This is a genomic window from Blastomonas sp. SL216, assembly GCA_026625625.1.
In the GTDB taxonomy this organism is placed as follows: Bacteria; Pseudomonadota; Alphaproteobacteria; order Sphingomonadales; family Sphingomonadaceae; genus Blastomonas.
This window is the reverse complement of the sequence record CP113055.1, coordinates 2,696,362-2,718,384: the sequence shown is the minus strand read 5'-3', so window position 1 is coordinate 2,718,384 and position 22,023 is coordinate 2,696,362. Positions and strand designations below refer to the sequence as shown.

Sequence of the window (22,023 nt, the reverse complement as noted above, 5' to 3'; positions counted from 1 at the left end):
ACCGGTCTGGCATTCTGCTGAAGAGCAGATATCGCCTTCTACCTTACCCTGTTCCCTCCGAAGGCGGCGGCGCGTCGTTCGTTGCCGGAGCCGCCTCGATCTGCGTTGCGCCTGCCACCAGCCCATCGAGCGAGCTTCCGTTGAGGCCCAGTTCCTTCATCAGCCCGTCGATGATGGGTGCCTGCGCGCGATAGCTGAGCGCGGCGGAGACGGCATCGCTGGCCAGGTTGCCGCTGCTTCCCATACCGCTCCCGCCATTCGATCCGCCTGACTGGCCCAGACCATCGACCTTGACGATCTTGATCGAATCGATGGCTTCCAGCGGCTTGCTTGCCTCGCGGATCACCTCGGGCAGCACCTTGAGCAAGGCGAGCTTGGTCTGCAGCGAAATCTGGTCGGACGACAGCAGGTTCGCCGCCTCGTTGACCGCGCGCTGGCCCGCCGCTTCCACCTCGAAGCGCACCCGCGCCGCCTCGGCGCGCAGCTTTTCGGCCTCGGATTCGCCCTCGGCTTCCAGCCGCACCGCTTCGGCGCGGTTGGCGGCGGCGGCTTTCTCGGCTTCGGCCTCCACCTTGACGCGGATCGCATCGCGCTCGGCCTGCTTGGCCGCCTCGATCAGCTCGATGCGCTTGGAACGCTCGGCAATTTCGGTCTCGCGTGCGGTGGTGACCTGCTCCTCGGCGGCGACCGCAGTGGCGCGCGCGGTATCGGCCTCGCCCTTGGCCTGGCTTTCCTCGCGGCTCTTGTTCTGGATGGCGATCTGCTGTTCCTGCCGGGCGATCTCGATCGCCTGCTGCTGCGCGATGCGTGCCTGCTGCACCGCGCGGTCAGCCTCGATCTGCTGGCTGTCGACCAGCTTCTTCGCTTCGATGCGTGCGGCTTCGGCCTCCTGGTTGCGCAGAGCCTGTTCGCGCGCGACCTCAGCCGCCTGTTCGGCGCGGCGCATCTCGATCTCGCGCTCCTGCTCGAGCCGCGCAAACTCGTTGTCGCGCGAGATTTCCAGCGAGCGCTTGTCGGCTTCCAGATTCTTGGTCTCGATCTGGACGCGGGTATCCTGCTCGATATCGTTGCGCGCCTTCTTGCGCAGCTCGATCTGCTCGGTCAGCTTGGTCAGACCCTCGGCGTCAAAGGCATTGTTGGCGTTGAAATGCTCGATGCTGGTCTGGTCGAGCCCGGTGAGTGACACCGATTCGAGCTCCAGACCGTTCATCGCCAGATCGGCGGACGAGACCTGCTGCACCTTTTGCACAAAGTCGCTGCGCTGTTCGTGCAGCTGGTTCATCGTCATGCCGGCCGCGACCGAACGCAGCGCATCGACGAACTTGCCCTCGACCAGATCCTTGAGCGCCTCGGGCTGCATCGTGCGCAGGCCGAGCGTCTGCGCGGCCATGGCGAGCGCGCCGGCATCGGGCCGCACGCGCACGTAGAATTCGGCCTTCACATCGATCCGCAGCCGGTCGAGCGTGATCAGCGCATCGGTATTCTTGCGCTCCACCGCCAGCCGCACGGTGTTCATGTTCACCGGCATCGTCTCATGCAGCACCGGCAGCACCAGCGCGCCGCCATTCATCACCACCTTCTCGCCACCAAAGCCGGTGCGGACAAACGCAATCTCCTTGGTCGCGCGGCGATACAGCCGGGTGATGATCAGCCCGAAGATGATCAGGAACGCGAATACCACGCCGACGATCATGGCGATGGTGACGACCCCGCTGGGGATGATGTCGGTCATGGGGGCTCCTTGGACGGGCAGGAATCGGTGATTTCGTCTGGGAGGCTAACCGCTCGTCATGCGTGTTGCGAGGACAATCGGAGCAGGTTTGGCGGTGATCTGCGCATTCCTTCACCCGCTCAGGACGAGCGAATGCGGTTAAGGAGCGTGCCAACAGCGGCCCCCTCACAACCCCGGCAGAAAATGCCCACCCCTGCTGATCGCCTTGAACGTCTCGCCCTCGCGGCGGACCAGCAATATTTCTTCGCCCTCATGCAGCACCTGATCGGCGTTATCCGGTTCGACCATCACGAAATGCGGGTGGCCGTGCACGTCGGTGACGCGCGCGCGGGCCGGGGAGCCGGGGCGGGCGGTGCCGGTCTGGATGGTGGCGAAGCGGCCGACGAGTGAATCAACCGCGACGGCGGTGGTTTCGTCCTGCGGCATGATCCGGGCCAGCAGGCGCGATCCTGCGCCGGTAAAGGGCAGCGAGACGGCGGCGGCGACGGGTGCGGCGAGCCAGGCGCTGGCGAGGCTTCCGGTCAGCGCCTGCCAGAATTGCTGGCCGGCATAGCCGATCACGCCGAATATCATCAGGAACAGTGCGAGCCAGAGCAGCAAAGGCAGGCGGCCCAGCCCCAGCAGTGCCAGCAGGCCATCGCTTGCCGCATCGCCAAGGTCGCTATCGGTGTCGAGATCGCCGAGCCCTGCGGCCTGCAGCCCGCCGATCAGCAACATCAGCACGATGGCGGAAGCAAAAGGCGTGTTCTGGCTGGCGAGCAGGAAGTCGAGCATGATGGCTGCAGCCTAATCACTGGCTGTCGGCAACACCATCATATTTGAGTTCGAGATAGCGCCCGCGAATGGCGAGCTTGTCGGCGTCGCCCTCGGCAATCGTGCGGGTGGCGCTGGCGATTTCGCGTTCGATGACGCCCAGGCCAAGGAGCAATTGCTCGTCGGGGGTGCGTTCGCCGCGCTTTTCCTTGCGCATGGCGGCAGGGATCCTGCGATAGCCGGTGATCAGCTCGGGCAGATGCTCGCCCACCAGCTTGCGGATTTCGCGCGCGGGTTCGCTGTTTTCCTCGAGCGTCTGGAGCTGCGGTGCAAGCATGTCGAGCTGCACGCCGATATTGTCGATCAGCGTCACGGCGGGCGCGGGCAGCGCGGGGCGCTGGCTTTCCAGCCAGATCTCGGTCTTGCCCGCGAGCACCTTGAGCGGCTCCTTGGCGAGCTTTTCAGGCGTGGGGATGCGCAGTTTCATCGAACTGCCCAGCACCACGGTGGCGACGACCGCCGCCAGCACGGTGAGCAGCACGCCGTAGAAGCCGATGCCGTCGATGATCGCGCCGACAATGCCGGCCGCCACCAGGATGACGCCGATGCTGATCGCGATCGCGGCGATCTTCTTCCACAGATGCTCGCGCTTCAGGGCGCGCGATTTGCTGCCGATCGACGGGCCCATCTGCACCCGGCGCTTGACCGCGGCGGCATCGGCGAGAATCTGGTCGGACTGGCTGGTCAGCGATTTGCTCATGGGCCTGCCTGGTTCAGGCCTCCAGCGAGCTGAGCAGGGACGGGCCCGAGGACGCGCCGCTGCTGCCGCCCTGCGATGCGCCTTCGGCGCGCGCGATATAGCCCTTGGACTTCTCGACTTCCTTGCTCAGCGTGTCGACGGTGGTCTTCATGCTGTCCAATGCCTTGACCTTGAACGTGTCGATATTGTCCATCGTGTCATAGATGTTCTGGAACGCGCGCTGCAGCGTCTCGACGGGAATCGTCGCCGATGCCGCCTGTTCGTGGATCTTGGCGGTCTGCTCTTTCAGCATCGTGCCGGTCGAATCGATGATGTTGGCGGTGGTGGTGTTCAGAGCGGTGATCTGGTCGAGCACCAGCTTCTGGCCGACCAAAGCCTGCGCCACGGTCACGGCGGTGCGCAGCGCTGCCACGGTGGTGGTGCTGGCGCGGTCGACACCCTTGACCAGCTCGACATTGTTCTTCTTGACGAGATCGAGCGCGAGATAGCCCTGCACCGTGACCGCCATCTGGGTCAGCAGGTCCTGCGTGCGCTGGCGGACATAGAACAGCGCGGTTTCCTTGATCGCCTTGGCCTTGGCCGGATCGGTCATCTCCAGCTCGGCAGCCTTGGCCTCGAGCCGCGCGTCGAGCGTCTTGGAGACATGGATCATCTGCTCGAGCTTGCCCATCGCCGCCCACAGATTCTGCCGCTCCACATCGATCGCGGCATTGTCCATCAGCAACTCGTCCTTGCCGCTCTGCAGGCTGCCCAAGATCGACTGGATATGCCCCTGGCTCGACTTGTAGCTGTCGAAATAGTCGCGCATCTTGTTGCCGAAGGGGATGATGCCGAAAATCTTCTTGCGGGTGAACAGGTCGCCCTTCTTGCCGGGGTCGAGATCCTCGACCGTTCGGCGAAGCTGCGCCAGGTTCGCGCCGACCGAATTGTCATTGTCCATCGCGCGCACGGGCCGGTCGAGAAAACGGTTCGACTGGCCCGCCGCATCGGTGATTTCCTTGCGGCCCATATTGGTGATCTGATCGACGCGCTTGCCGAATTCGGGCGAGTTGACGTCCTGCGCGACCAGATCGCTGATGAAGCCGTCGACCTTCTCGTCGAGCTTGGATTTCACCTCTTCGGACACGGGCACCAGCCCGGTGGCCTCGGCTGCGGTGACGACAGGCACCGGATCGGGCGCCTCCAGCGTCAGTTTCTTGTCCGCAATCGCAGTTTGCGTCGCCATGGCCTTGCGCTCCCGTTCGCTCTTGTTCCCTAAAATGAGGGGAGATGCCCTTGAGGGCAAGAGATAAGTGTTACTGTGTTAAGATAACAATACAGCCGTAAAGTGCAAGGGAAATGGCGGCTGGGGACGGGGTCGAAATCCACGCCCCCTGCGATCCTTGCATCTGGCTTGATAATAGTTGATAACATACGAGGACAAGGAGGCTGTGCGCATGATCAGTGCCGATCTGGGTCAGACGCTGGAGAGCTTCGTCGCCTCGCTGGTGGAACAGGGCCGTTACAATTCCAAAAGCGAGGTGCTGCGCGAAGGTGTCCGCCTGATTCAGGAGCGAGAGGCACGGCTGGCCGCGCTCGACATCGCGATTGCCCAGGGGCTGGAGGATGCCAATGCAGGCAAGCTCAAACTGGCCGATGAAGTATTTGCCCGGCTGGAAGCGCGCTACGGCGCGATGCCGGACCGCCAGGTATGAAAGTGCTTCTGTCGTCTGCGGCAGAAAGCGATCTTGAAGCCATTGCCGACCATATCGCTGCAGACAGCCCCAGCCATGCGCTGGCCTTTATCCGCACGCTGCGGGCAAAGTGCGCGGATATCGCCAATTTCCCGCGCCGCTTTCCGGCCGTGGAGCGCTATGCGCGTGAGGCCGTGCGGCGGCGCGTGCATGGAATACCTGATTTTCTACCGGATCGATGCAGACGCCATCACGATCCTGCGCATCATCAACGGAGCGCAGGACCATGATGGCGATCTCGATTGATGGGTGGCCGCAGCTACACCCCCATGTCCCATAATGCGACACATATGGCCGCGACGATCGCGAAGATCGCGATAAGGATCGCGATTTCCGACGGCGAGCTGCCCAGCGCGCGGGCATTGGCTTGCTCGAAGGCGGCGATGCGGTAGCGCAGCGACTCGTCGCTCTTCAGCAGGCCGATGTCGAGCACCGGTGCGGTGCGCAGATAGCGCACGATCTCGTCGCGCTCGGACGCGGTGATATCGGGATAGCGCTTGAACAGCGATTTCATGCGCTTGCGCAGCGCTTCGTTGTCGGTGGCGGGCGCATCGCCCTGTTGCTTGATGTCTTGCATGGATTGTCTTTCGTGATGTCGGTGGGCCGGGCGCGCGGTCAGCTGCCGTGGAGCAGGTCGACCATGCGGCGTGCGGTTTCCTGTTCGGCGCGGACGATGTGGCGCACGCCCAGACGGGCGAGATGCGCATATTCATCCTCGGAATGGGCGCGGGCGATGACCTTGAGATCGGGGTTCAGCGATCGGGCGCGTTGGTGGATCGCGCCGGCCTCATAGCCTTCGGGAATGGCGAGGATCAGTGCGCTGGCGCGGCCGATCCCGGCCTTTTCCAGGATGCCATTGTCCACGGCATCGCCGCGCACGGTGGCAAGCCCATCGGCCTGCGCCTTGGCAAGCTTGTCGGGATTGTCCTCGATCACCACCAGGCTGCCTGGCTCCTGCTGCAGCGCGGCGGCGACATGCTGGCCCACCCGGCCATGGCCGATGATGACGATATGGCCGCCCGCCGGGCCCTGGCCGGATAGCGCATCGGCATCGGAAAAGCGCTGCTGCATCCGCATCACCCAGCTGAACAGGAAGGGGTTGACGAAGATGGAGATGATCGCGCCCGCCAGGATCAGGTCGCGCGCCTCTGCGGGCAGGACCCCCAGGCTGGTGCCCAGGCTTGCCAGGATGAACGAGAATTCGCCGATCTGCGCCAGGCTGCACGCGATGGTCAGGCTGGTGCGGTGCGATTTGCGGAACATCCGCGCGATGCCATAGGCCGCGATCGACTTGCCGATGATGATGATCGCCACCGTCGCCAGCAGCGGCAGCGGCTGCTGGACCAGCACATGGGGGTTGAACAGCATGCCGACCGAAACGAAGAACAGCACCGCAAACGCATCGCGCAGCGGCAGCGTCTCTTCCGCCGCGCGGCGGCTGAGCGTGGTTTCGCCCAGGATCATCCCGGCAAAGAATGCGCCCAGGGCAAGGCTCACCTCGAACACGAAGGCCGCGCCAAAGGCGACCCCCAGCGCGATGGCAAGCACCGCGAGGCGGAACAGCTCGCGCGATCCGGTATGCACCACCCAGTGCAGCACATGCGGGATCACGCGGCGGCCGATGACCAGCATGAACATGACGAACCCTGCGACCTTGAACAGCGTGGCGGCCATCGGCTGGGCGATGGACATCAGGTCCGCCCCTTCCGGATTGGTCGCGATGCGCGCCAGCGGTGGCAGCATCACCAGCGCCAGCACCATCACGATGTCTTCGACGATCAGCCAGCCGATGGCGATCTGGCCGCGTTCGGTCTCGACCAGGTTGCGCACCTGCAAGGCGCGCAGCAGCACCACGGTGCTGGCGACCGACAGGGCAAGGCCGAAGATGAAGCCGGCGATCGGCGTCCATCCCATCGCCCAGGACAGGCCCATGCCCAACGCAGTGGCGGTCGCGATCTGGACGAGCGCACCGGGTATGGCGATCGCCTTTACCGCCATCAGGTCGCGCAGTGAAAAGTGCAGGCCGACGCCGAACATCAGCAGGATGACGCCGATTTCGGCAAGTTCATTGGCCAGCTTGCCATCGGCGACAAAGCCGGGGGTGAACGGGCCAACCAGGACTCCGGCGAGCAGATAGCCGGCAATGGGGGATATCTTGAGCCTCTGGGCCAGCGCGCCCATCAGGAACGCGACGACCAGACCGGCAACGATGGTGCCGATCAGCGGGGTGGCATGATGCATGATCTGATCTCTCGGGATGAGAGGGATGGTCGCGGGCAGCACGCTGTCTCCGCCTCAGGCGGGGAGCGGCTGGCCCGGGCGATCAGTCGCGACGTCGATGCGGCACAGGCTCAGGCCTGCGGGCTATTCCGGAGATGTTGGGGGTGCAGAAGACGCCGCGCGAAGATCAGGCGCGGGCGGGCGGGGCGCGCGGACCCGATCCCGGGCGCGCGGCTGCAGGCAGATCGGGGAACAGGGGCGATGCCGTGTGCAGCGGCCGATAGGGCTCGCCCAGTGCTGCTGCAGCCAGGGCGGCAGGCGCGATGATGTGAAACCGCCCGGCATCGCCGCCATCAAGCGCCGGTTTGGGCACATCGTCGACGGGCGCGGCAAAGGAAAACTGTTCGCTTTCCTCGCGGCTCAGCGCCACCTGCGTGGTTGCGGGGTTGAAGGCTGAGCCCACCGTCTGGGTGGAGGGTATCGATCCGGGCAGCAGCGCGCTTGCCAGAGCGATGAACAGCGCGATGATGATGCCGCTCACCCAGGCATGCCGAGGGCGCGCCGCAACGGGAGGCAGGGCCATCAACGGCTGAGAGGAGGGCGCAATCGGCGGCATATCCCTGTGATATAGGGACGCGGGGGCCAGCGGTAAACCCGCCGACCCGCAGGCTGCCGCGATCAGGCCGCCAGTTCGTAGGGCTGGATCTCGCCCGAGAGATACAGGTTGCGGGCCTTGGCGCGGCTCAATTTGCCCGACGAGGTGCGCGGCAGCGTGCGTGGCGGCACCAGTTCGATCACGCAGTTCATGCCGGTGATCGAACGCACCTTTTCGCGGATTTCGTCGCGCAGACGGCGTCGTTCGGCCTCGTCGGTGGTGCGGCACTGGACCAGCACGGCGGGTGCCTCTTCACCTGCAGGCGTGGTGATCGAGAAGGCGGCAATGTCGCCGGACTTGAACCCGGGCAGCTGCTCCACCGCCCATTCGATGTCCTGCGGCCAGTGGTTCTTGCCGTTGATGATGATCATGTCCTTGGCGCGGCCGACAATGTACAGATAGCCATCGACCATATAGCCCATGTCGCCGGTATCCAGCCAGCCATCGACCAGGCACGCCTCGGTCGCCTCGGGATCCCGGAAATAGCTGTGCATGATCGAGGGACCAGCGGTCCACACCTTGCCGATTTCGCGGTCAGCGAGCACGCGGCCATCGCCATCGCGGATCTCGATCGACATGCCCCGGCACGCCTTGCCGCAATTGACGATCGAGCGGTACCGCTTGGGCTTGCTGGCATCGACCGGCGCGCCCGACAGGCGCTGTTCCTCGACCAGATCGACGACAATGCCTTCGCCCGGCGGCATCAGCGTCACCGCCAGCGTCGCTTCAGCCAGGCCATAGCTGGGCAGGAAGGCACTCGCCTTGAAGCCCGCAGGAGCAAACGCGTTGACGAACGCCTGCATGACATCGGGGCGGATCATGTCCGCGCCATTGCCCGCGAGCCGCCAGCGCGACAGGTCGAAGCGTTCCTCGACCCGCGACTGGCTGCCGATGCGGCGCGCGCAGATGTCATAGCCGAAGGTCGGCGAATAGCTGCACGAGGTGCCGGGGTTGCGGCTGATCAGGTCGAGCCAGGCTAGCGGACGGCGCGCGAAATCCTCGGTCTTCAGATAATCGGTCGAGACCTGATTGGCGACCATCGACAGCATGCAGCCGACTAGGCCCATGTCATGGTACCAGGGCAGCCACGAGATGCAGCGGTCGGTCTCGCACACGTGCATGCCGTGCGAATGCGCCGCCAGATTGCTCAGCAGCGCGGCATGGGTGACTGCCACGCCGTGCGGGAAGCGGGTCGATCCGCTCGAATATTGCAGATAGCAGATATCTTCGGGGCTGGCGCTCGGCAGATCGGTTTGCGGAGCGGCTTCGGCTGCGAAGCTCTCCCAATCCACGCCCTCGACACCGCAGCGCTTGGCCGCCTCGCCACCCATTTCCGCCAGTTCGGCAGGGTAGAACAGAAATTTGGGATCGCTGGAGCGCAGCTGGACGCTGAGCTGCTCGACATAGCTTTCCTTGCCGCCAAAGCTGGTGGGCAGCGGCAGCGGGACCGGCCAGGCCCCGGCATAGACCGCGCCGAAGAACAGCGAGGCGAATTCCGCGCCGGTTTCGGCGACGATCGCGATCCGATCTTCCGGCTTCACGCCGCGTGCCATCAGCCGCAGCGCATGCGCCAGCGCGTCGGTGCGCAGTTCGCTATAGGGATAGGGCCGCACCAGCGTGCCGCGCGGATCGTGGAAGTTGAACCCGCGTTGCCCAAGCGCCGCGTAATCGAGCGCATCGCCCAGCGTCGCGAAATCGGCGAACCGGCGCTCAAGCGCATCGGCGGTGGGAGTCGGCTGCAATTGCATCATGCGTATTAACCCGTTGCTTTCCTCTGCGCGCGCCGGATTTCCGGTCTGTCGCGTTGCAGGGGCAGGACCCGCTAGCGTCTGCCCTTGCTGTCATGGCCCGGGGATGAACCAGCTTCATCCCACAATGCCCCATTTCGGCTCTAGCCGATGAGAAGCGTTCTAAATTCGACCCGACTGTGGCACAAAAATGGCGCATGACCCCTCCCGATCGCCAACGCAAGCGCGAAAAACGCCCGCCCAAGCCGCTCGACGAGCAGACGCTGAAGGATCTGGCGCTGCATTATCTGGGGCGATTTGCGACCACACGGGCGCGGCTGGTGCACTATCTGCAGCGCAAGGTGCGCGAGCGCGGCTGGGCCGGTGAACGCCCACCCGATTGCGAGGCGATCGCCGATCGCTGCGCCGAGCTTGGCTATGTCGACGATGCCGGATTTGCCGCGATGAAGAGCGGCGCGCTGCTGCGCCGGGGCTATGGCGCGCGGCGGGTGGAGCAGGCCCTGGTCGCAGCCGGTGTCGGCGAGGCGGAGCGCGCACCCGCGCGTGAGGCGGGGCGGGATCAGGCTGGTGCGGCCGCGCTGGCCTTTGCCCGGCGCAAGCGCATCGGCCCGTTCGCCACAGGGCCTGCCGATCCCGACCGCAGGCAGAAGCAATTGCAGGCGTTTATCCGCGCCGGCCATGATTTTGCGCTCGCCCGCGCCCTTGTTTTCGCCGATAGCATGGAGGAGATAGCGGGGCTGGACGAGCAATTCGGGAGAGACCAATGGTGACGAGATTCTGCGGGGCGATGCTGGCGACGCTGGCGCTGGTGGCGTGCAATGCCTCTGCGCCCAGCGATGCGGTGGCGCAGCGCCCGGCGGCTGAAAAGGCTGCCCTGTCGCCTGCCGGGCTCGATCTGGTGCCGCTGACCATCAAGAGCGGCGGCAAGACGCACAGCTTTACCGTCGAGATGGCGCGCAGCTCGCAGGAACAGGCGCAGGGCCTGATGTTCCGCACCGAGCTTGCCCCCGATGCGGGCATGCTCTTTCCCTTCCCGACGCCCAAGCCCGCCAGCTTCTGGATGAAGAACACCGTCATCCCGCTCGATCTGCTGTTCGTGCGCGCCGATGGCACCGTCGAGAGCATCGCTGCCAATGCGGTGCCCTATTCGCTCGACCCGATCAGCTCGGGCGAACCGGTCGCTGCGGTGCTGGAAATTGCCGGCGGCCGGGCTGCCGAGCTGGGGATCAAGCCCGGCGATACCGTCACCTGGCGCGACAAGCGCTGAGGGCGGCATGGCGGCGCGCAAACGGGGCATTCTCGCCCGCCTGATCGCTTGGGTATTCAAGCTGATCTTCGGCTTTGTCCTGCTGTCGCTGGTGATGGTGGCGCTCTATCGCTTCGTGCCGCCGCCCACGACCATCACCATGCTCACCGACAGCAATGGCGCGACGCGCGACTGGACCCCGCTCGACCGGATCGACCGCAACATGGTCTCTGCCGCGATCGCTGCCGAGGACGGCAAGTTCTGCACGCATAACGGCTTTGATACCAAGGCAATCGAGGATGCGATGCGGCGCAACATGCAGGGCGGGCGCATCCGGGGCGGATCGACGATCAGCCAGCAGACGGCCAAGAACGTGTTCCTCTGGCAGAATGGCGGCTTTTTCCGCAAGGGTCTGGAGGCCTGGTTCACCGTGCTGATCGAGGCGATCTGGGGCAAGCGCCGGATCATGGAGGTGTATCTCAACGTCGCCGAAACCGGCATCGGCACCTATGGCGTCGAAGCGGGGGCTGAACGCTATTTCGGCAAGGGTGCCGCGTCGCTCAGCCGCGATCAGGCCGCGCGCATGGCCGCTGCGCTGCCGCTGCCCAAGAAGCGATCGGTCAAGAACCCCAGCGGCTTCGTGCGCCGCTATGGCAACAACATCGCGCGCCGCATCCGCATCGTCCAGCGCGACGGCCTGGATGCTTGCGCGCGGCCTTGAGACACTGCCGGCTTGGGCGATTATCTCAACAGGCTTTTGAAAATCATGAATAGCGATTCCACACTCAGATTGCCGTCATTTTTCAGGTAGACGCAAACGGTGTACACATATTCAAAATCTACTGTCTGCGGGGTGCCCGGAACATACATGCGGCAGATTTCGAACGCGATCTGAAAGCCGAGAAACTCATTGTGATATTCGTTGAAGAAGCGCGCGAAGAACAATGCGTCTTCCGCATCGTGATAGGTGATGCCAATGGGTGTTGAATTGGTGTCTATGTCTTCTAGCTCTGGATCGAAACAGATGCCGGTGATGGGCTGACTCGAATAAATCGCATGGAGCAGCGCCCCGGCACGCTTGAAATGGTCAGGATCACCTGATTCCAGGATAACGGCAAACCTCCCGATGCCCTGAATATACTGATCATAGGCATAGCTCAGCCGTGCCTGGTCGATCGTGACGCTACATTTGGCCAAAGATTGCAGTTCATCAGGGGCTGCCGAAAAATGGTTGCCCACAAATTCAGTGAAGAATGCTTCGGATTCTTCTAGCTGTCGGAAAATATTGGGATATTCGCCTGGATCGTCGGCATAGGTCATCACAGATTACGCCACATAAAAATAAAGCCCCCTGACCGGTGGTCAGGGGGCATGTATGTGAAGAGAAAATCTTACTTCGTAAAGGTCTTTTTCACCATTGCGAAAAGTGTGTTCTCAAAAGAGCGCACCGGCTTCCCGAGGCTGTTGTTCGGATACATACGCACCGCGCCGCGGCTGGCCGTCATGACGCCCTCTTTGTGTTTCGTAAGTGTCATGTCGCTATTCCTTATACTCTATCCATCGAACCGCCAAAGGCCAGACCCTGACCCTCGCTGTCCTTGCCCCCGACGTGCCAGACACGCCACCCTTTTGCCGACAGTTGTTGTCAGGGCCGACGGCACACCCTTGTCCTTACCCATCTGATCATCGTTCTGACGCCGCAGGCAGTCAGAATCACACACGCAACAGTCTCCCATCCGCCGTGCCGGTTCTGACCGAAGCTAGGCGAGATTGGTTACTGCTTCCTCTATGTGGAACCAGAATTTTACGCGGCTGCAATATGATTGCGAAGGAGCGCCAAATCAACCGCCAATAGGACCAGTTGCTAAAATTCTTAGATAAACTGCTTGTGCTTTGTTTTCTTTGGCGAATGTGAAGGCAAGGCCTGTTCAATACAAAGGCCGATGAACCCTTGGGTTGGTCCCAAGTTACCAGACTGACGTGTTCACAGGCGAATCACTGATGGTTTTATGCGGATGCAATTCGTTATGGCAATGACGATCACCGCACCTGCCGCTTCTCCAGCTTTCGCGCCAATGTCCGCCGGTGCATGCCCAGCCGCCGTGCGGTTTCGGAGACGTTGAAGCCGGTATCGACCAGCGTCTGGTGGATATGCTCCCATTCGACCGTCTTGATCGACGACTGGCGGGTGTCGAGCGCGGTGTCGGCATCGCCTTCGGTGCGCGCGAAGGCGGCTTCGATATCGTCGGTGTTCGATGGCTTGGCGAGATAATGGTCGGCGCCCAGCTTTATCGCCTCGACAGCGGTGGCGATGCTCGCAAAGCCGGTCAGCACCACGATGCGCGCGAGAGGCGCTGCTGCACGCACCGCCGGAACGCAGGTCAGGCCCGAGGCGCTTCCCGCCAGCTTGAGGTCGATCACCGCGTGCGTGGGCACCAGCCCCTCGTCCAGCAGCAGCTTGAGGCCATCGTGGCTCGATGCAGAAGACACGGTATAGCCGCGCCGCTCGAACGACCGGCGGAGCGTTCGGGCGAAGGTTTCGTCATCCTCGACGATCAGCAAATGACGGTCCGTGGTCATGTCCGCACTCCGGCTGGATAGGCGATGGCGTCCAATGGCAGCCATATGGTGACTTCTGCCCCGCCATGCTCGCGATTGCCCGCACGCACCTCTCCGCCCAGCTTGCGCATCACGTTGACCAGCAGAAACAGGCCAAGTCCGCCGCCGGGCTTGCCCTTGGTCGACCGGTACGGCTTGCCCAGGCCCTCCAGGATTTCGGGGGCAAAGCCCGGCCCCTTGTCGATCACCGTGAGCTCCAGCGCATCGCCCTGGCGCGCGGCGCGGATGCTCACCCATTGCGGCGAGACATCGACCGCATTGTCGATGACATTGCCGATCACCTGGCGCAGCGCAGGGTCGGAGACGATCGCGACATCCTGGCCGAACCGGTCGTGATATTCGAGCGTGTCGAGCCCGCGCGTCACCCGCCATTCGTCGGCGATATCGCGCAGGAACGCGCGCATCGTGGTGCGCTCGGGCGCTTCGCCGCGCGCCTCGCCTGCCGACATCAGGATGCCGCTGACGATCGTCTTGCAGCGCTGCACCGCATTTTCCATGTCGTCGAGATCGGCGGAAAGATCGGCCACGGCCTCCAGTTCGGGCATCGCGCGAAAGTCGTTGACCAGCACCGACAGCGTGGCGAGCGGCGTGCCCAGTTCGTGCGCCGCGCCCGAGGCGAGCAGGCCCATGCGCACGATATGGTCCTCTTCCGCCGCGCGCTGGCGGATCGCGGCGAGCGCGGCATCGCGTTCGCGCAAGTTTCGGGCGATCCGGGTGACGAAGGCGACCAGCAACACCGCGATCAGCCCGAAGCACACGAAGCTGCCCTGCAGGTACAGGCTGAATTCCTCGTCCTGCAATTCGGGCGGCAGGGTGAGCGGCACGGGATCGATCGCCAGCACTGCGAGCGCGCCGAGCGATGCGGCAACCATCGCCCAGGACGCGGCGGGCCGCAGCACCATCGCGCCGATCACCACCTGCAGCAGGAACAGGGCCGCGAACGGATTGGCGAGGCCGCCGGTGAAATGCAGCTGCCAGGTCAGCGCCGCGATATCGAACATCAAGGCCGTGAACAGCGCATATTCCAGCCCCGCATCGAACCGGTGGAGCATGTACAGCGTGACGATGTTGATGAACACGAGCAGCGAGATGGCGGCGATCAGCGGCGCCAGCGGCAGCGCGATGTCCATCGGCCCGTGGACGAGCAGGATGGTGAACAGCTGGCCGCCGACAGCCAGCCAGCGCAGCTGGATGAGCAGCGCCATGTTGCGCCGTACGGCATCGGTGACCTGGGGTGCGGCGGTGGGGATCATCGCCGCTGCCATACCAGCTTTGCGCCGAACAGGCACCCAAGCGCGAGCGCCAGCCAGGTAAGGGCATAGACGGCGTGATTGTCGCTGAAGCGGATCACGGTCAGCCCGCCGACCGGATAGCCGCCCGCATTGGGCGCGGCATCGGCATCGATGAAATAGGGCGCGGTGCGATCCAGGCGTCGCGCGGCAGCGATCGCAGCAATATCGCGCGAATACCAGCGGTTAGCCTTGGCGTCGTTGGAGCGCAGAAAGCCGCCCTCGGGCTCGGTGATGCGCAGCAGGCCAGTGACGGTGACCGGTGCCGATGAAATGCCTTGCACCCGCGTCTTCGGGTCGCGTTTTTCGGGAGGCACGAAGCCGCGATTGACGAGCACCGTGAAGCGATCGCCCACCAGCGGGGTGAGCACCCAATAGCCGCCGCCGCGCTCGGTCACCGCCTGGACCAGCGTCTCGCGGTCATGGGCAAAGCGCCCGGTGATGGTCACGCGCCGATAGGCATCGCGATCCTGGCTGATGCGCGGCCAGGTGGCGGGGCCGGGCGCGGGCACCGGCGCTGCGGTGCTGCGGCTCTCCACCGCCTCGATCAGTGCATGTTTCCACGCGCGCCGCTGGACCTGCCAGGCGCTCAGGGCAAAGCCGGTCAGCGCAAGGGCCAGCAGCGCAACGACCAGCACGACCCGCGCGGCTGGCCGGGCCCGGGTCACGGGATCTGGCTCATCTCTTCATGCGCCTGCGGCATCATGTTGCTGTTGAGATGGCTCATCACCCAGAGCGAGCCCGACAGCATGATGCCGACGACGATGATCGTGAACACCAGCGAGGTGATCGACCAGCCGCCTTCGGCCTTGGGGCTCATGTGCAGGAAATAGACCATGTGGACGACGATCTGCACCACGGCAAAGCCCATGATCGTCACCGCCGTGACGGCAGGCGACAGCGCGCCTGTCATCACCAGCGCGAAGGGAATGGCGGTGAGGACAACCGATAGCACGAAGCCGGTGGCATAATCGCGGAAGCTGGCGTGCGGGATCTCGATGCCGTGGCTGTCGTGCTCGACCTGTTCGGCGTGCGTGTTGGCGCTCATCACAGCATTCCCATCAGATAGACAAAGGTGAACACGCCGATCCAGATCACGTCGAGAAAGTGCCAGAACAGGCTGAGGCACGCAACGCGGCGCTGGTTGGCGGGGTTGAGGCCATGGCGGCCCAGCTGCACGATCAGCGTCACCAGCCAGATGAGGCCGAAGGTGACGTGCAGGCCGTGCGTTCCGACCAGCGTGAAGAAGGCCGAGAGGAACGCGCTGCGCTGCGGGGTCGCGCCGATATGGATGAGGTGCGAGAATTCGTACAGCTCGATGGCAAGGAACGCCGCGCCGAACAATCCGGTCACCGCCAGCCACATCTGCGTGTGGCGCAGGTTCCTGCCCTGCATCGCGATCATCGCAAAGCCATAGGTGATCGACGAGAACAGCAGCATCGCGGTGTTGAGCGCGATGAGGTTCAGGTCGAACAGGTCCTTGGGACCGGGACCGGCGGCGAAATTGCCGCCCAGCACCGCATAACAGGCAAACAGAATCGCAAAGATGAGGCAGTCGCTCATCAGATAGATCCAGAAGCCCAGCATGGTGCTGTGCCCTTCGGGGTGCGGATGCTCGTCGATCTCGTAATAGACCGGTGCGTCACCGCCCGCCGCGATCGTTGTGGTTGCGCTTGTCATGGCGTCAGGCTCCCGCGCTGGCGAGCAGGCGCGCCCGCTTCGCTTCGGTCGCGGCGACCTCGGCTGCCGGGATGTGGAAATCGCGCTTGTAGTTGAAGGTGTGGATGATCGCGGTGGCGATCAGCGCCGCAAAACTCGCGCCCGCCAGCCACCAGATATGCCACACCAGGGCAAAGCCGCACACGGTGCTGATGCCCGCCAGGATGATCCCCGCGCCGGTGTTGCTCGGCATGTGGATGTCCTTGTAGCCATCGGCAGGGTGCTCCACGCCCGCCGCCTTCATGTCGTACCAGGCATCGAGCGCATGGATACGCGGAGTGAAGGCGAAATTATAGTCGGGCGGGGGCGAGCTGGTCGCCCATTCGAGCGTGCGGCCGTTCCACGGGTCGCCCGTCGTCTCGGCGAGCGCCTCGCGCTTCCAGATGCTGACCGCGAACTGGATGAGCATCGCGGCGATCCCGGCGGCGATCATGAATGCGCCGACAGCGGCGATGGCGAACCAGATCTGCAAGCTGGGGTCATCGAACACCCGCATGCGGCGCGTGACGCCCATCAGGCCCAGAACATAGAGCGGCGCAAACGCGACCCAGAAGCCGGGGACCCAGCACCAGAAGCTGACCTTGCCCCAGAACGGATCGAGCTTGAAGCCGAACGCCTTGGGCCACCAGTAGTTGATCGCCGCGAAGATGCCGAACAGCACGCCGCCGATGATCACGTTATGGAAATGCGCGATCAGGAACAGCGAGTTGTGCAGCACGAAATCGGCAGGCGGCACCGCGAGCAGCACGCCGGTCATGCCGCCGATGGTGAAGGTGAGCATGAACGCCACCGTCCACATCATCGGCAGCTCGTAGCGGATGCGGCCGCGGTACATGGTGAACAGCCAGTTGAACAGCTTGGCGCCCGTCGGGATCGAGATCACCATCGTGGTGATGCCGAAGAAGCTGTTGACCGACGCGCCCGAGCCCATGGTGAAGAAGTGGTGCAGCCACACGACATAGCTCAGGATCGTGATCACGATCGTCGCATAGACCATCGAGGTATAGCCGAAGAGCTTCTTGCCCGAGAAGGTCGAGGTGACCTCGCTGAACACGCCGAACAGCGGCAGGATGAGGATGTACACCTCCGGGTGGCCCCAGATCCAGATCAGGTTGACGTACATCATCGACGACCCGCCAAAGTCGTTGGTGAAGAAATTGGTGCCGACATAGCGGTCGAGCGTCAGCAGCGCGAGCACGGCGGTGAGCACCGGGAAGCTCGCCACGATCAGGATGTTGGCGCACAAGGACGTCCAGGTGAACACCGGCATCTTCATCAGGCCCATGCCCGGCGCGCGCATCTTGAGGATCGTGACGATCAGGTTGATGCCCGACAGGGTCGTGCCGACGCCCGCGATCTGCAGCGCCCAGATATAGTAATCCACCCCGACGCTGGGGCTGTAGGCGATGCCCGATAGTGGTGGATAGGCGAGCCATCCGGTCGCGGCGAATTCGCCGACGAACAGCGATGCCATGGTCAGCACCGCGCCCGATGTGGTCATCCAGAAGCTGAAATTGTTGAGGAATGGGAAGGAGACGTCGCGCGCGCCGATCTGCAGCGGCACGACATAGTTCATGAGGCCCGTGATGAACGGCATCGCCACGAAGAAGATCATGATCACGCCATGCGCGGTGAAGATCTGGTCGTAATGGTGCGAATTCAGATAACCTTCGGACCCGCCGAACGCCATGACCTGCTGCAGCCGCATCATGATCGCATCGGCAAAGCCGCGCAGGAACATGACGAGGCCCAGGATCATGTACATGATCCCGATCTTCTTGTGGTCGACGGTGGTGAACCACTCCTTCCACAGATAGCCCCACAATCTGTAGCGCGTGACCAGCGCGAACAGGCCGATGCCGCCGATGATGACGACAACCATCGTCGAGAGCACGATGGGGTCGTGCGGCAGCGAATTCCACGAGAGCTTGCCGAGCAGGAAGCTCGGCTCGGCAGCGGAGGTCGAGGGGACGGCGTTCGCGGTCATGATGCGGGGTCCATATTGCTGACCTGGGTCAGTTCGGCCGGCTTGGGGGTGGCGGTGCGCGTGCGGAAGCGCGGTCCGCCAGGACGGGGAAGGCCTGCTCCGGTCAGGGTGGCGAGGTCGATGACACGATCCTCGATCCGGGCCAGGCTGGCACCGAGCAGCTCGGGATTGGTGCAGTTTTCGGCGATATAGCGGTCGCTGGCGGTCTCGCCGGTGCCGCGTGCGGCGAACTTGTCATAGGACAGCTGGCGCACATTGTGCAGGCCAGCCAGGCCCATGCCGCCACGCGCGTCGATCGCCATCATGTCGTGCATGCACATCTTGCCCGGCTCTGCGCACAGGTTGACGATGCGGTCGAACAGATCGGCCTCTACGCTGGCATAGCGGCGCACCGGCTCCTTCTCGCTCGGGCGTTCGAGCTTGAGATAGGCGGCGCGGTCGAGCGTCTGGCCGGCCTTGCGCGCCTTGGCGGCCCATTGCTCGAAGCCCTGCGCCGTCATGCTGCGCACGCCAAAGCGCATGTTCGAAAAGCCCGCGCCCGAATAATTGGCGGAAAATCCCTCGAAATTGCCGGTTTTGTTGAACACCGCGTGCAGCTTCGTCTCCATGCCGGGCATCGCATAGATCTGCCCGGCCATGGCGGGGACATAGAAGCTGTTCATCACCGAGGAGGAGGAAATGCGGAACTTGAGCGGGCGGCCTTCGGGCACGGCCAGCTCGTTCACCGTCGCCACGCCCTGTTCGGGATAGATGAACAGCCATTTCCAGTGCAGTGCCACGACCTGCACCTCGAGCGGCTTGTCCTTTGCAGTCACCGCCTGTCCGGGCGCGGTGCGGGCGAGCGGGCGATAGGGGTCGAGCAGATGCGTGCCGACCCAGGTCACCGCGCCCAGACAGATGATGATCAGCAGCGGGATCGCCCAGATGGCGAGCTCGAGCTGAGTCGAATGGTCCCAATCGGGCTTGTAGGTCGCAGCCTCATTGGCCGCGCGATATTTCCAGGCAAACCAGCCGGTCAGCGCCATCACCGGCACGATGATGATCAGCATCAGCAGCGTCGAGATGACGACCAGATCGCCCTGCTGCTGCGCGACATCGCCCGCCGGGTCGAGCACGACCATGTTGCATCCGCCCAGCAGCGGCAACAGGCAGGCGGCGGCGATCCAGCGGCTGGGGCGCAGGTGTGTCACGGACAGACTGGTCATGGGCAGACGAGTGATGGAACTTGGCATGACTGTCCAATTAGACCTGCCTGCCACGCGCGCACATAGGACATTTTGTCCAAGTGCATTGATCTGGATCAAAGATGCATAAGGCGCGTGTAGAATTCCGCCCGAACCAGCCTGTAAGGAAATGCCCATGGTGGCCAACACCGTCCCCACGACCGAGGCCGAACGCGACGCGCGTGCGATCAATGACGATGGCCATTCGGTGGGGCCGGGCGAGATCGCGATCGGCGTGGTCATCGGCCGCACATCCGAGTTTTTCGACTTTTTCGTCTATGCCATCGCCTCGGTGCTGGTCTTTCCCAAGCTGGTCTTCCCCTATCTCGACCCGGTCGAAGGGACGCTCTGGTCGTTCGCCATCTTTGCGCTCGCCTTTGTCGCACGCCCGGCGGGGACATTGATCTTCACCGCGGTCGACCGCGCCTATGGCCGCGGGGCCAAGCTCACCATCGCCTTGTTCCTGCTCGGCGGATCGACCGCAGCAATTGCCTTCCTTCCCGGCCATGCGACGATCGGGATCGGCTCGGCGCTGCTGCTCGCGCTGTTCCGCATGGGCCAGGGCGTGGCTCTAGGCGGGTCCTGGGATGGCCTGGCCTCGCTGCTCGCGCTGAACGCACCCAAGGACAAGCGCGGCTGGTATGCGATGATCCCGCAGCTCGGCGCGCCGTTCGGCCTGATCGTCGCCAGCCTGCTGTTTGCGTTTCTCATCGGGGCGCTGCCGGCGCAGGACTTCCTCGAATGGGGCTGGCGCTATCCGTTCTTCGTCGCCTTTGCGATCAATGTCGTTGCGCTGTTCGCGCGGCTGCGCATCGTGGTGACGCCCGAATATACCGAGCTTTTCGAAAGCCAGACGCTCCAGCCCGAACCGGTGCTGTCGACGGTGCGCAGCGAGTGGAAGATCATCGTGCTGGGTGCCTTCGCCCCGCTGGCAAGCTTTGCCATGTTCCACATGGTCACGGTCTATCCGCTGAGCTGGGTGTTCCTGTTCACCGATGAATCGCCGGTGCGCTTCCTGCTGATCGAGGCCTTTGCAGCCGCGCTGGGCGTGCTTGCCATCCTCGCCTCGGGCAAGCTGGCCGACGCCTATGGCCGCCGCAACCTGCTGGGCGCCACCGCTGTCGCCATCGCCGCGTTCAGCGGCTTCGCCCCGCAGCTGCTCGATGCGGGCGGCGCGGGCGAGGCGGCATTCATGTTCGGCGGGTTCATCCTGCTCGGTCTCGCCTTCGGCCAGTCCTCGGGCGCCTTGTCCTCGTTCTTCCCGTTGAAGCACCGCTATACCGGCTCGGCGCTGACATCGGATCTCGCCTGGCTGTTTGGCGCGGGCTTCGCGCCGATGGTCGCGCTCTGGCTCTCGGCCAATTACGGGCTGCTGGCCGCGGGCGCCTATCTGCTCTCCGGCGCGCTGGCGACTCTGATCGCCTTGTGGTTCAACCGCGAACTCGGCCAGCAGCAATAGGCGCTGGTCGAATGTTCGTCCCGTTCGATCCCGACTGGCCGCCGTTCGATCCGCCCCGCCGTGCGCCGCCACCGCCGCCCCGCCGGTTGAACCCCGCGCAGGAAAAGCGGCTTTTGCAGCTGGTCGGCCTCAACCTGGTGCTGATGGTCGTCGCGCCCATCGGCGGCGCAACGGTGATCGGCGCATTGCTTGGCTGGTGGGGTTGAGCGTCTGGACGAATGTCCAGTCCCGGTTGCTGCCGCCGATCATGACTGTTCTACAGCTCTGCGAGTGCACGGACCCTGTCGGTGCCGCAGCAGGAGTATCGCGCATGCACCACCGTTTCTCCCACCCCGTCCTGGCAGCGCTGATCTCGCTGGGCCTGGCCGGCGCACCGCTCTGCGCCCAGAGCGCACAGCCGGGCAAGAAGCGCACCGCCACGGCAGGCAAGATCGACGATTTCACCTTCCTCTATTCGGTGCAGAACCAGGTGCCGAGCTGCGCGGCCCGGTTGGTCGATGCGCAAGGCAAGGCGGTATCGTTCACGGTGCGCAACGGTACCAAGGGCAAGGTCTACGCGGTGGTGCTGCCCCGCCCTGCCTTCGTCGAGGCTGGAACGACCGCCAAAGTCCAGATCACTGCCAAGGGCGATGCGCCATGGTCGGGCGAGCTTGATGGGCTGGCCGGTCCGTCCGAAATCGAGGCTGCCATTGCGAAAACGTCCGGCTTGCTGACGGCCACGGCCAGTTTCACCGCGATGATCGGGAACTTCCCGCTGGGCCAATGGGTGAGCCTGCCCCATGCGCTGGCCACGCAAGCGACCTCGCTCAGGACGATCCTGGCCGGGCTCGATACTTGTCTGGCGGGCCGTCCGGTGATCTGACCGAACGGGCGCGGCACG

At 64.1% G+C, this 22,023-nt stretch carries 24 protein-coding genes and 1 pseudogene; 8 read left to right on the top strand and 17 right to left on the bottom strand.

Going from position 1 to position 22,023, the window contains the following annotated elements; genetic code table 11:
* Nucleotides 1-43: 43 nt before the first annotated feature.
* From OU999_12800 to OU999_12785, 4 genes are all read right to left on the bottom strand, one after another.
* On the bottom strand, nt 44-1,693 hold the full coding sequence (locus tag OU999_12800; protein WAC25425.1) for an SPFH domain-containing protein: 1,650 nt from the start codon (nt 1,691-1,693) through the stop codon (nt 44-46).
* A gap of 204 nt (nt 1,694-1,897) precedes the next feature.
* Nucleotides 1,898-2,506, bottom strand: a complete 609-nt coding sequence (locus OU999_12795) for a DUF1449 family protein (protein ID WAC22624.1) — start codon at nt 2,504-2,506, stop codon at nt 1,898-1,900.
* Nucleotides 2,507-2,522: 16 nt separating this feature from the next.
* Entirely contained in the window at nt 2,523-3,245 is a 723-nt protein-coding gene (locus OU999_12790) for a hypothetical protein (GenBank protein WAC22623.1), read from the bottom strand.
* A gap of 13 nt (nt 3,246-3,258) precedes the next feature.
* Nucleotides 3,259-4,470, bottom strand: coding sequence for a toxic anion resistance protein (locus tag OU999_12785; protein ID WAC22622.1), 1,212 nt, complete (start codon nt 4,468-4,470; stop codon nt 3,259-3,261).
* 211 nt (nt 4,471-4,681) lie between these two features.
* On the opposite strand from OU999_12785, the gene OU999_12780 reads away from it, so the two are divergent.
* Together OU999_12780 and OU999_12775 are read left to right on the top strand one after the other, a co-directional pair.
* Complete coding sequence (locus OU999_12780; protein ID WAC22621.1) at nt 4,682-4,939, top strand: type II toxin-antitoxin system ParD family antitoxin; 258 nt, start codon at nt 4,682-4,684, stop codon at nt 4,937-4,939.
* Nucleotides 4,936-5,064 (top strand): annotated as a pseudogene (locus OU999_12775) (type II toxin-antitoxin system RelE/ParE family toxin). The gene OU999_12780 and the pseudogene OU999_12775 overlap by 4 nt, the downstream one beginning before the upstream one ends.
* A 173-nt stretch (nt 5,065-5,237) precedes the next feature.
* Here the strand turns inward: OU999_12775 and OU999_12770 are convergent.
* From OU999_12770 to OU999_12755, 4 genes are all read right to left on the bottom strand, one after another.
* A complete protein-coding gene (locus OU999_12770) occupies nt 5,238-5,555 on the bottom strand; it encodes a hypothetical protein (GenBank protein ID WAC22620.1) in 318 nt (105 codons plus the stop codon).
* A 38-nt stretch (nt 5,556-5,593) separates the two neighbouring features.
* A complete protein-coding gene (locus tag OU999_12765; GenBank protein WAC22619.1) occupies nt 5,594-7,219 on the bottom strand; it encodes a Kef family K(+) transporter in 1,626 nt (541 codons plus the stop codon).
* 166 nt (nt 7,220-7,385) lie between these two features.
* Nucleotides 7,386-7,781 carry a hypothetical protein gene (locus OU999_12760; GenBank protein ID WAC22618.1) on the bottom strand — a complete coding sequence of 132 codons (396 nt, stop codon included), beginning with the start codon at nt 7,779-7,781 and terminating at the stop codon, nt 7,386-7,388.
* Between the two features lie 95 nt (nt 7,782-7,876).
* The gene (locus OU999_12755; protein ID WAC22617.1) at nt 7,877-9,604 is read right to left on the bottom strand and encodes a fatty acyl-AMP ligase; all 1,728 of its coding nucleotides are present in this window, start codon (nt 9,602-9,604) and stop codon (nt 7,877-7,879) included.
* Between the two features lie 194 nt (nt 9,605-9,798).
* Between OU999_12755 and OU999_12750 the strand changes: the two genes are divergently transcribed.
* From OU999_12750 to mtgA, 3 genes are read left to right on the top strand one after another with little or no spacing between them, the layout of a single operon-like run.
* Nucleotides 9,799-10,371: a RecX family transcriptional regulator gene (locus OU999_12750; protein WAC22616.1), complete on the top strand. Its 573-nt coding sequence runs from the start codon at nt 9,799-9,801 to the stop codon at nt 10,369-10,371.
* Nucleotides 10,365-10,868 carry a DUF192 domain-containing protein gene (locus tag OU999_12745; protein ID WAC22615.1) on the top strand — a complete coding sequence of 168 codons (504 nt, stop codon included), beginning with the start codon at nt 10,365-10,367 and terminating at the stop codon, nt 10,866-10,868. Before OU999_12750 ends, OU999_12745 begins: the two co-directional genes overlap by 7 nt.
* Before the next feature lie 7 nt (nt 10,869-10,875).
* Nucleotides 10,876-11,568 (top strand): monofunctional biosynthetic peptidoglycan transglycosylase, encoded by a 693-nt coding sequence (gene mtgA / locus OU999_12740; protein WAC22614.1) that lies wholly within the window; start codon nt 10,876-10,878, stop codon nt 11,566-11,568.
* A 20-nt stretch (nt 11,569-11,588) separates the two neighbouring features.
* Here the strand turns inward: mtgA and OU999_12735 are convergent, their stop codons facing one another.
* From OU999_12735 to cyoA, 9 genes are all read right to left on the bottom strand, one after another.
* Nucleotides 11,589-12,167, bottom strand: coding sequence for a hypothetical protein (locus OU999_12735; GenBank protein ID WAC22613.1), 579 nt, complete (start codon nt 12,165-12,167; stop codon nt 11,589-11,591).
* 71 nt (nt 12,168-12,238) lie between these two features.
* Nucleotides 12,239-12,382: a hypothetical protein gene (locus tag OU999_12730; GenBank protein ID WAC22612.1), complete on the bottom strand. Its 144-nt coding sequence runs from the start codon at nt 12,380-12,382 to the stop codon at nt 12,239-12,241.
* 505 nt (nt 12,383-12,887) lie between these two features.
* A complete protein-coding gene (locus OU999_12725; protein WAC22611.1) occupies nt 12,888-13,427 on the bottom strand; it encodes a response regulator transcription factor in 540 nt (179 codons plus the stop codon).
* On the bottom strand, nt 13,424-14,719 hold the full coding sequence (locus OU999_12720; protein ID WAC22610.1) for an ATP-binding protein: 1,296 nt from the start codon (nt 14,717-14,719) through the stop codon (nt 13,424-13,426). The genes OU999_12725 and OU999_12720 overlap by 4 nt, the downstream gene beginning before the upstream one ends.
* Nucleotides 14,716-15,423, bottom strand: coding sequence for an SURF1 family protein (locus OU999_12715; GenBank protein WAC22609.1), 708 nt, complete (start codon nt 15,421-15,423; stop codon nt 14,716-14,718). Before OU999_12715 ends, OU999_12720 begins: the two co-directional genes overlap by 4 nt.
* A complete protein-coding gene (gene cyoD, locus OU999_12710) occupies nt 15,420-15,803 on the bottom strand; it encodes a cytochrome o ubiquinol oxidase subunit IV (GenBank protein ID WAC22608.1) in 384 nt (127 codons plus the stop codon). Before cyoD ends, OU999_12715 begins: the two co-directional genes overlap by 4 nt.
* Nucleotides 15,803-16,435, bottom strand: a complete 633-nt coding sequence (gene cyoC / locus OU999_12705; GenBank protein ID WAC22607.1) for a cytochrome o ubiquinol oxidase subunit III — start codon at nt 16,433-16,435, stop codon at nt 15,803-15,805. Before cyoC ends, cyoD begins: the two co-directional genes overlap by 1 nt.
* A 4-nt stretch (nt 16,436-16,439) precedes the next feature.
* Nucleotides 16,440-18,461: a cytochrome o ubiquinol oxidase subunit I gene (gene cyoB, locus OU999_12700; GenBank protein ID WAC22606.1), complete on the bottom strand. Its 2,022-nt coding sequence runs from the start codon at nt 18,459-18,461 to the stop codon at nt 16,440-16,442.
* On the bottom strand, nt 18,458-19,666 hold the full coding sequence (cyoA, locus tag OU999_12695) for a ubiquinol oxidase subunit II (protein ID WAC22605.1): 1,209 nt from the start codon (nt 19,664-19,666) through the stop codon (nt 18,458-18,460). Before cyoA ends, cyoB begins: the two co-directional genes overlap by 4 nt.
* A 154-nt stretch (nt 19,667-19,820) precedes the next feature.
* Here cyoA and OU999_12690 point away from each other — a divergent pair, with 154 nt between their 5' ends.
* The 3 genes from OU999_12690 to OU999_12680 all read left to right on the top strand — a co-directional run bounded on the left by OU999_12690 (nt 19,821) and on the right by OU999_12680 (nt 22,005).
* Complete coding sequence (locus OU999_12690) at nt 19,821-21,143, top strand: MFS transporter (protein WAC22604.1); 1,323 nt, start codon at nt 19,821-19,823, stop codon at nt 21,141-21,143.
* Between the two features lie 11 nt (nt 21,144-21,154).
* On the top strand, nt 21,155-21,349 hold the full coding sequence (locus OU999_12685) for a hypothetical protein (GenBank protein ID WAC22603.1): 195 nt from the start codon (nt 21,155-21,157) through the stop codon (nt 21,347-21,349).
* A 104-nt stretch (nt 21,350-21,453) separates the two neighbouring features.
* Entirely contained in the window at nt 21,454-22,005 is a 552-nt protein-coding gene (locus OU999_12680; protein WAC22602.1) for a hypothetical protein, read from the top strand.
* Nucleotides 22,006-22,023: the final 18 nt, after the last annotated feature.